Here is a 9,029-nt window from a genome sequence, read left to right as displayed (position 1 = left end):
GAGTGGCGGCGCTTTGCGCCGCCACTCGCCTCTTGGGTTGGTACTAGCTAACTCTTTTTTTGCTATACAGCAAAAATCATCAAAATTATACTGATGTGAAACCAATAAAAGTAAGTAGCTAGGCATAATTAAAACCCAGAGCTGAAACCTGTGGCGCACGCGCAGCGTGCGCTACAGGTTTTATGGTTTTATATTTAATTGCGCCCAGTTACTTAGTTGAAATCTTTAATCTTCAAAATCCTCAAAAATTAGTCATATTTTTTGTCCAACTAAGGCTACACTGTTTGACTAAATTCGATTTCCAAAATATTACCTAGAGTTGCAGCATTGGTATGTCGCTATCATTGCCACCTAGAAACAGATCACTCTCACCAGACCTAGACAACAGTCAAGTCATGGTGATGAAAGATCTCAAAGATCTTCTCAGACGGATGAGTCAAGATCACAATAAAATCCATGAGCTACTTAGCTTTTTGGGTTACGCTCTTCGCAGCTTTAGTAATCTCAACCAATTTTTAGAATTAATCCCCCTCGTAGCCAGTCGGGTGACCGACTCCGATGGCGGTGCGCTAATTTTATTTAAAGCGAGTGGGCAGATGCGCCTAGAGTCATTGCATTGCCCTGAGCGAAATAAAGGCGGCATGAAAGCGCAACAGGTAAGAACTGCGATCGAACGGGCAATTCAACAGGTTTTAACAGGTAGTCCTGCGGCTCTTGATGAGATGGTCAGTCGCTACTTAGGTGCAGATGTACACCTGTTTGGGACATCAGTATTAGTCAAAAATTCAGTGCGTGGTCGTCTGTATATATTCAGCCGCAAACCTGATTATGAATGGACAGACAATAAGCGGACATTGATGCGTTTGGTCGCTGACCAAACTTCTGTGGGGCTAGATAATCATGAACTCACCACAGAATTAATCAAAAAAGAGCGCCAAGATCGGGAAATGGAGATCGGCGCGGAAATTCAACGGCAACTATTACCGCGTAGTTGTCCTAAGATTCAAGGCATCGAGATCTCGGCTAGATGTTGCACTGCTAGTCGAGTTGGTGGCGACTATTACGACTTTATTCCCATGCAAAAGGGCGATCGCTGGAGCTTTGTAGTCGGCGATGTTATGGGTAAAGGTGTGCCTGCGGGATTAATTATGACGATGACGCGCGGCATGTTGCGTGCCGAAGTCTTAAATAGCCACTCTCCCAGTAAAATCCTCGAACACCTCAACGAAGTGATGTACGAAGATTTAGAAAAATCCCATCGTTTTGTGACCATGTTCTACTCAGAATATGACCCTAAAACGCAGATTTTATCTTTTAGTAACGCTGCCCATACACCCGCATTACATTGGCGAGCTAAGACTAAATCTGTCCATGCCCTCGACACAATGGGCGCATTGATTGGTTTAGATGCTGGCTCTAAATATGAGGAACGTAGCACTCGTCTAGAGGTGGGAGATGTAGTGATCTATTACACCGATGGATTCACGGAGGCAGCTAGTCCCGAAGGCGATCGCTTTGACGAAGAAAATCTGCGTAAAGCTTTAGATTGGGCATGTCAGAGCTGTTTTCCACTGTCTAACGATGTCACCCGCCCACAGATGATTCTTGACTATATTTTCCAAGAAGTGCAAAACTTTATTGGAGAAGGGCATACTCATACTGATGACATGACCCTAGTGGTTTTGTGCATAAAAGATAAATCTTTGGATAAATCTTTGGAACAAGTTTCCCGCAAATTGATTTAACCCTGAAAACTCAATCCTAAAAAAATATGCTTGATTTTGCTCAAAATCTTCTCACTAGCACTGATCTATCATCACTTTCGCCATCGGTAATTAATTTAAATGGCAGCTTCTCTATAGATTCATCTCTCAATATTGCTGATCTGCATCAGTACATCAATATGGATTTGCTAGCCCAACAGTTTAAGCAAGACGTAGCGGGAGATTTAGGCAGAGGATGGAATAACTTTATCAAATCTGGACAGGTTTGGGCGCTGATGATTGGCGTTGTGGTTGGATACTTTTTCCGAAGCATTACCAATGCCTAAAAACAAAAAAGACCCGAACTAAATGTCTGGGTCTTTTTTTCGTTTAATGGCGGGGGACGGATTTGAACCATCGACCTTCGGGTTATGAGCCCGACGAGCTACCAGGCTGCTCTACCCCGCGTCGTTCTGCTTAACTAATATAACATGGTTTGCAGCAATTGCAAGCATTATGCAAAAGTTTTTTAAAATTTTGTGTTTGACCCCTCCGCAACGCCGTCTTACCTCAGTTGTTTGACCCGGTAAAACCAGGTGGAGCCGAAGCGCTACGCCTAACTTAAAGTTCCCAGAAGCAAGTCTGGTATACTGCGGCGAAGACTGCGAAGACTCCTTAAAAACGATTATCGATCAAGACACATTATCGGTAGTCACGCACGCCACAGAGGAGCTTAGTAAAAGTATACATTACTTGAAGCTATCGGCGAGCCAGTAAATCAAGGGTGCGATCGCCAGTGCAGGTAAAAATGAGGCAACTCTGACCTTAGCTAATTCCAATAAATTTAAACCTAGTCCCAATAGCATTAATCCACCTACACCTGTAATGATTAAAACTGATGGGGCATTAGCAGGATCAGGCAAACTTTGAGCCATTGTGCCAGCCAGAAGCGATAGGCTGCCTTGGTACAAAGCTACAGGTAAGGCAGAGAAGCCAACGCCGATGCCATAGGTACTAGCAAATACGATCGAAATAAATCCATCTAGAGACGACTTGAGCGCTAATAAATTGTCATCACCTCTGAGTCCATTGTTGAGGCTGCCAATAATTGCCATTGGTCCAATGCAAAACAAAAGGCTAGCAGCGACAAATCCTTCAGTGAATTTTCCTTTACCCTTAAATTGATTTTTTAACCAATCGCCAATGGTTTCTAAACGCTGCTCAATCTGTCCTAATTCGCCACTTACGCCGCCAAGGATTAGGGAAATCAGCGCTAAAATTACACCATCGACATCGCCAGCTTTGACCTTAAGTAAGCTGTTTGCCATATTAATGCTGACAAAAATGGTAATTAGCCCAATGGCTTGTTTGAGGATGGGTAAAACCTGCGAAAGAAATCGACCACGCAGAACTAGTCCTAAGCATGTGCCAACTGCGATCGCAAAAATATTAATCCATGTCCCACTGGTTTTTGTCCAAAAATCTAGCATTTAATTCTCATTTCCAAAGACTGTAAGTAGCTGGGCGCAATATAAAAACCTAAAACCTTTGCTGCACGCGCTGTGTGTGCGGCAAAGGTTTTAGCTTTGGGTTTTAATTATACCTAGGACTTACTAGGCTATATTTTTAAGTAATTCGCTGACCTACCACCTTCTAGAAATATTCATGAAACCAATCGTCAGTCTTCTACATACTTCTAGCTATGAAACTACAGCCCTAATGCAATCACTTGAGTTAGTGCTTGCACCCCTAGGAGGTATGTCCAGTATCGTCAAAGCAGGCGATCGCGTTCTTCTCAAGCCCAATTTACTGACGGGCGCACGTCCCACCAAAGAATGTACCACTCGTCCTGAGCTAATCTATTGCGTTGCCAAAATGGTTCAGGATGCTGGTGGTAAACCATTTTTAGGAGATAGTCCAGCCTTTGGTAGTGCTAAGGGCATCACTAAGGCAAATGGCTTGTTGCCCCTCGCCGAAGAATTGGGATTGCCGATCATTGAGTTCCATGGCAGACGCTATGAAACTGAGGGCGAAGGCGAACTACAACATTTGCGCCTTAGTAAAGAAGCCATGGATGCCGATGTGGTGATTAATTTGCCAAAGGTGAAGTCGCACATGCAACTAACGCTAACCCTCGGTGTGAAGAATTTATTTGGCTGTGTCCCCGGTAAAATGAAGGCTTGGTGGCATATGGAAGCTGGCAAAGATGTCGAGAGATTCGCACAAATGCTAATTGAGACCGCTAGAACTATTAATCCTGAACTGACAATTCTTGACGGTATTGTCGGACATGAGGGTAATGGACCAAGTGCTGGCGAACCAAAAGATTTAGGAATTTTGGCAGCTTCTTGTGATGTATTTGCCCTCGATCGGGTTATGGTGGAGATCCTTGGCGTACAGCCCCAAGATGTGCCAACGGTTGCGGCTGCCATCCGTATGGGATTATGTAGTGATCTAGACGCAGTGGAAATCGTCGGCGATGCGATCGCAAAATTGCATAGCCCAGACTGGAAACTCCCCGAAACCATGATGGCGATCGACTTTGGAATGCCCAGAGTTTTACGCTCTACTTTTAAACATCTCTATATCAAGTTCATCAAAGAACCTCTCAGCACCTATGCCCGCATTTAAAAGCCCACCGCTAATCTTAGTGGTCGAAGATGCACCTGATAATCAAGTTTTAGTGGAACAGGTGTTTCAAGATTCAGGCTATCGCGTCACTTGCATTCAAGATGGTCAAGCCGCCTTAGATTGGCTTGAGACTAACTATCCTGATTTGATTCTGCTGGATTTATCGCTACCAGAAATCGATGGCTGGGAGGTGGCAAGGCAGCTTAAAGCCTGCGATCGCACTGCCAAGATTCCGATCGTGGCGGTCACTGCCCATGCAATGAAGGGGGATAAAGAAGCAGCCCTCGCATCGGGTTGTGATGATTATCTGACAAAGCCTTTAGATATTGATTTACTAGAAGCCTGTGTCCAGCAATGGCTGGACAAGCAAACCCAGTGATATGAAGAGGAGTGTCGCAGCGCGACACTCCTCTTTTGTTAACACGACAGCCGCCAGATAACTTAGACTAATATTTAAATAAAGTTTTAAAACTTCATAATTTAATACAAGCTTCGTTTCATTTATCTCATTCATTGAATTTATAAAATCTACAAAATTTAGGAAATTGTTTTATGTCTGGTCGCGTTGGAGTGTTGCTATTAAATTTAGGAGGCCCTGAAAAGTTAGAAGATGTCTACCTTTTCTTGTATAACCTGTTCGCTGATCCAGAAATTATTCGCCTCCCCATTCCCTTTTTACAAAAGCCGATTGCTTCACTGATTGCTGCGAGTCGCGCTCCGATTAGCCAAGAAAATTACCGAATGATTGGTGGTGGCTCACCTTTGCGGCAAATTACGGAGGAGCAGGGCGAAAACATCGAGAATGTTTTACAACGCCATGGCGTAGATGCCAAGGTGTATGTGGGAATGCGCTATTGGCATCCCTATACCGAAGAAGCGATCGCAAAAATTAAACAAGATGGCATCACTCGTCTGGTGGTGTTGCCGCTATATCCGCAATACTCCATTAGCACCAGTGGCTCTAGCATCAAGCAACTAGACGCAATTTGGGAGCAAGATCCTGAGTTGCAGGCAATTGAGCGCATCACCATTAACTCTTGGTACGATCGTAGTGGGTACATTCGGGCCATGAATGAATTGATCGATGCGAAGTTACAAGATTTTGCCGAGCCTGACAACGTACATATTTTCTTTAGCGCCCATGGTGTACCCGTAAAATATGTCACTAAGTACGGTGACCCCTATCAATCTGAGATGGAAAACTGCGTCGATGGCATCATGAAGGCATTGCGCCGTGACCATCAACGCTACAATGCCCACACTCTCGCCTATCAGAGTCGAGTCGGCCCCGTGGAATGGCTACAACCCTACACCGAAGAAGCGATCAAGAATCTTGCTAAGCGTGGTGTTAATGATCTGTTAGTTGTGCCGATTAGCTTTGTTTCTGAACATATTGAGACTTTGCAAGAAATTGACATCGAATATCGTGAAGTTGCTGAGGAAGCAGGGATTCACAATTTTGATCGTGTTCCTGCATTAAATAGTCATCCCATATTTATTAATGATCTCGCTGAACTGATCATGGAATCACTGGGTACGCCCAAAGCGGCGGCAATTGTAGCTTAATCAAAAAGGGCGCTGAGCGCCCTTTTTGATTTGGTCTGGCAATTTTTAAAACTGTGGCTTTGCAGGTGGCGGACTAATAAAAATTGCGATCGCATTATGGACAGGCGCAATTTGGGTAACAGGTCGGTTCAGCACATCGCCGCCCAACGACAATGCCGAAGAACTACCCCCATCGAGATTTAGTGCATCCACTGCCCCCAACTTTTTCAAAACTTCTGCCGTTTGGAGCAAATTTGGCGCAACTCCCCTCGGGACAGCTTGCACAGTCGCTAGCAACAATTTTCCTTTTTCCTTAGTGGTCGCAATCGTGCTGCGTGGAGCCGCCTGCGTATCAAATCCCGCTTGAAACTGTTCTAGTTTGCCATCTAGAGAGAGATTACTATTTTTGAGTAATAGGGGCCCTGCACCAATCAAGTTGGGAAAGCTGGAAAACTTTGTTGGGATAAAAGCTTGACGACCACGTACCGTCATCCCCACAGGCAATTGTTTCGCCGCTTCAGGGGTTTGTCTAGCCACAAGGATGTATCCATTGTTGGGAATTGGAAGCTGTCCCACCCCAACTGCACCGCCTTGATACTGAGCGACTACGCGATCGCCCTGCACCACCAATAAAAGCTCATTTTCCGTGAGTGGTGAATAGTAGGCTCCCCAGTTGGGGGTATAGCGAGCAATGCCTTTCTGCACATAGCCACTATTGAGATTAGTCAGCGCAATCGTTGTTTGATTAGCGGTGCTAATTTCCTCTTTGAAACTTAATCGATCAATGATGATTTCTCCCTTCTCATCCCACGCGATTGCTCCACGCACTAGGGCTGTCCCCGATAGCCAACGCCCCCCTTCACGAATTGCACCGACGGGCAATCGTCGAATTCGATTAAAAAAGCCAGCATTAATTGCGCCCACAGCTTGAGCTTGATCCACCATTTGCGGAAATGGCAATAACCCCAACATGCCATTGGGTGAGCCATCGGGATTACTCCAAATGGGACGTAATTTTAGTCTTGGTGACTTCAGATCAACTTCTAAAGCCGTAACTGAAAACTTGATAGTTTTGGGATCTTGAGTATTTTTTTGTTTAGTTGGAATCTCTACAACTCTCTCAATGCGTTTGATCCCTTCCGCCCACTGCACCGTTAAATTGGGTGGTAAATAGTCGCGTCTCAAATCAATTACCAACTTTGGGGCAGGACTACTGAGCATTTCAATGGCAGGATTAATTGCTTCATTAACTTGAATCTGAATTTGCGTTAATTTTCCCTGCGGTTGCACTGTAATTGACTTAATGAGATTGCCTGAGATCGCATCTGTACCAATCGGCAAATTGGGGGCAACCTCCGCCGAAACTACTATACTGATCAGATTATCCTGCTGCGTAACTCGCCAAGGCGTAGGACGATCGAGATCAAGGACAAGTCGATCTCCCCAAGGTTGTTTAGCACGGCGAATGGCTTGCATCGTCGCGTCAGGGGTATAAATATTTAGGGTATTTCCTGATATTTCTGTCCGCCACTGGGAGGCAAAAGGAGCGAGGTCAAGATAACGATACCGCCCTGTACTATCAAATGCTACCTGCGAAAACATCGGAGCCGAAAACCACCGCAATCGCTGACGCTCAGCTTTGTCTGAATCCATCATTTGTACCCCTAAGCCAGTATTGAGCCATTTTTCTGGCACATAAAAGCTTTGCTGACCTTGCTCAACCCGCCTAATCCATGGCACGGGCCAAACCTGCCCATTTAATTGGATTACGTTACCGCTAGCAGGTATCGTCACCGAAGGCGCACTACTAACCGCTAAAAACTGACAGCTTACTGCTGCGATCGCAGAAATTAGAGTTCTATGGGGTGTCATTTTGATGGTGCTAAGCATTGACTACAGTCCTATTCAAAAACTTTTATTTAACTTTGAATAACTTTGAACTTTAAGGGGCAGGATTGAAGTAACGCGCATGAACGCTATTAATTTCTGACAACATTTCATCGTTTACCTGAACGTTAACACTGTCGATATTTTCTTTGAGTTGTTCCATATTAGTTGCCCCGATAATTGTGCTAGCCACAAACCAACGACTGCGGACAAAAGCTAATGCCATCTGCACTAGCGACAAATTATATTTTTTCGCGATCGCCATATATTCTGTAGTCGCTGCCTTTACATTGACTTTTTTATAGCGCTGACCAAAGTTAGGGAATAAATTCATCCGCACATCAGTTGGTGATTTATGGATATATTTACCAGACAAGTAACCAAAGGCAAGCGGACTATAGGCTAGCAGACTCACGTCTTCGCGATAACAAGCTTCGGCAAGATGGCTGTCAAAGGTGCGATTGATTAGATTGTAAGCATTTTGAATGGAAACAATTTTTGGTAAGTTCATGGCTTTTGCCGTATGGCTAAATTCGCAAATACCCCATGATGTTTCGTTGCTCACCCCTAAGTTGCGAATTTTCCCAACTTGGATTAGCTCCGCAAAAGTTTCTAGTTGCTCAGCAACGGAAACCATCTGCCGTTCTTGAGAAGGATCAAAATCTACTTGTCCGAACATCGGCACATTGCGATCGGGCCAATGGATTTGATAAAGATCGATATAATCAGTTTGCAAACGTTTGAGGCTATCATCCACCGCTTGCAAAATATTGTTACGACTCAAGGCGGCGATTGAGTCATCACGCAACCATTTGTAATTTCTACCTGTGCCAATAACTTTAGTCGCAATAATTAATTTCTGGCGTTGGCTCTTTATATGTGGTTGTGCTAACCATTCACCAATATATTGTTCCGTTAGTCCTTGAGTCTTGGCATTGGGCGGTACAGGATACATTTCGGCGGTATCGATAAAGTTGATCCCCTGTGCGATCGCAAAATCGAGTTGGGCATGGGCATCTGCGATCGTATTTTGCTGACCGTAGGTCATCGTCCCTAAAGCAATTTCGGATACCCAAAGGTCACTTGATCCAAGTCTTTTATATTCCATATTCGACATATACATACCGCAAACACAACAATACTACGGAAATAGATGTTTGACACTTAAGTAGCTCGGCATAATGAAAAAACAGCCCGTGGAGCACGCGCGTGCTCCACGGGCTGTTTTTTATATTTAATTACCCCTAGTTGCTTAGATATGGG

8 protein-coding genes, 1 tRNA gene and 1 other RNA gene are annotated in these 9,029 nt (G+C 44.6%); 5 read left to right on the top strand and 5 right to left on the bottom strand.

Going from position 1 to position 9,029, the window contains the following annotated elements; translation table 11 throughout:
- Positions 1-332 precede the first annotated feature (332 nt).
- Both H6F41_RS11180 and H6F41_RS11175 read left to right on the top strand, forming a co-directional pair.
- On the top strand, positions 333-1,745 hold the full coding sequence (locus H6F41_RS11180; protein ID WP_190403557.1) for a PP2C family protein-serine/threonine phosphatase: 1,413 nt from the start codon (positions 333-335) through the stop codon (positions 1,743-1,745).
- Positions 1,746-1,771: 26 nt separating this feature from the next.
- A complete protein-coding gene (locus H6F41_RS11175) occupies positions 1,772-2,050 on the top strand; it encodes a hypothetical protein (protein ID WP_199288747.1) in 279 nt (92 codons plus the stop codon).
- A gap of 47 nt (positions 2,051-2,097) precedes the next feature.
- Here the strand turns inward: H6F41_RS11175 and H6F41_RS11170 are convergent.
- From H6F41_RS11170 to H6F41_RS11160, 3 genes are all read right to left on the bottom strand, one after another.
- A tRNA-Met gene (locus tag H6F41_RS11170) sits at positions 2,098-2,171 on the bottom strand.
- Between the two features lie 77 nt (positions 2,172-2,248).
- Positions 2,249-2,436, bottom strand: a non-coding RNA gene (gene ssrS, locus H6F41_RS11165) — 6S RNA.
- A gap of 16 nt (positions 2,437-2,452) precedes the next feature.
- On the bottom strand, positions 2,453-3,193 hold the full coding sequence (locus H6F41_RS11160; protein ID WP_190403556.1) for a DUF554 domain-containing protein: 741 nt from the start codon (positions 3,191-3,193) through the stop codon (positions 2,453-2,455).
- Positions 3,194-3,368: 175 nt separating this feature from the next.
- Between H6F41_RS11160 and H6F41_RS11155 the strand changes: the two genes are divergently transcribed.
- From H6F41_RS11155 to hemH, 3 genes are all read left to right on the top strand, one after another.
- A complete protein-coding gene (locus H6F41_RS11155; protein WP_190403555.1) occupies positions 3,369-4,334 on the top strand; it encodes a DUF362 domain-containing protein in 966 nt (321 codons plus the stop codon).
- Positions 4,321-4,713 carry a response regulator gene (locus H6F41_RS11150; RefSeq protein ID WP_190403554.1) on the top strand — a complete coding sequence of 131 codons (393 nt, stop codon included), beginning with the start codon at positions 4,321-4,323 and terminating at the stop codon, positions 4,711-4,713. The genes H6F41_RS11155 and H6F41_RS11150 overlap by 14 nt, the downstream gene beginning before the upstream one ends.
- A gap of 173 nt (positions 4,714-4,886) precedes the next feature.
- A complete protein-coding gene (gene hemH / locus H6F41_RS11145; protein WP_190403553.1) occupies positions 4,887-5,900 on the top strand; it encodes a ferrochelatase in 1,014 nt (337 codons plus the stop codon).
- A 45-nt stretch (positions 5,901-5,945) separates the two neighbouring features.
- Here hemH and H6F41_RS11140 read toward each other — a convergent pair whose 3' ends face one another.
- Together H6F41_RS11140 and H6F41_RS11135 are read right to left on the bottom strand one after the other, a co-directional pair.
- The gene (locus H6F41_RS11140) at positions 5,946-7,751 is read right to left on the bottom strand and encodes a phosphodiester glycosidase family protein (protein ID WP_242023021.1); all 1,806 of its coding nucleotides are present in this window, start codon (positions 7,749-7,751) and stop codon (positions 5,946-5,948) included.
- Positions 7,752-7,821: 70 nt separating this feature from the next.
- On the bottom strand, positions 7,822-8,874 hold the full coding sequence (locus tag H6F41_RS11135; RefSeq protein WP_190403559.1) for an NADP(H)-dependent aldo-keto reductase: 1,053 nt from the start codon (positions 8,872-8,874) through the stop codon (positions 7,822-7,824).
- Between the last annotated feature and the right edge of the window lie 155 nt (positions 8,875-9,029).

It is taken from the genome of Pseudanabaena mucicola FACHB-723, assembly GCF_014696385.1.
In the GTDB taxonomy this organism is placed as follows: Bacteria; Cyanobacteriota; Cyanobacteriia; order Pseudanabaenales; family Pseudanabaenaceae; genus Pseudanabaena.
The sequence above is the reverse complement of the archived record's forward strand: the minus strand, read 5'-3'. Positions and strand labels throughout refer to the sequence as shown.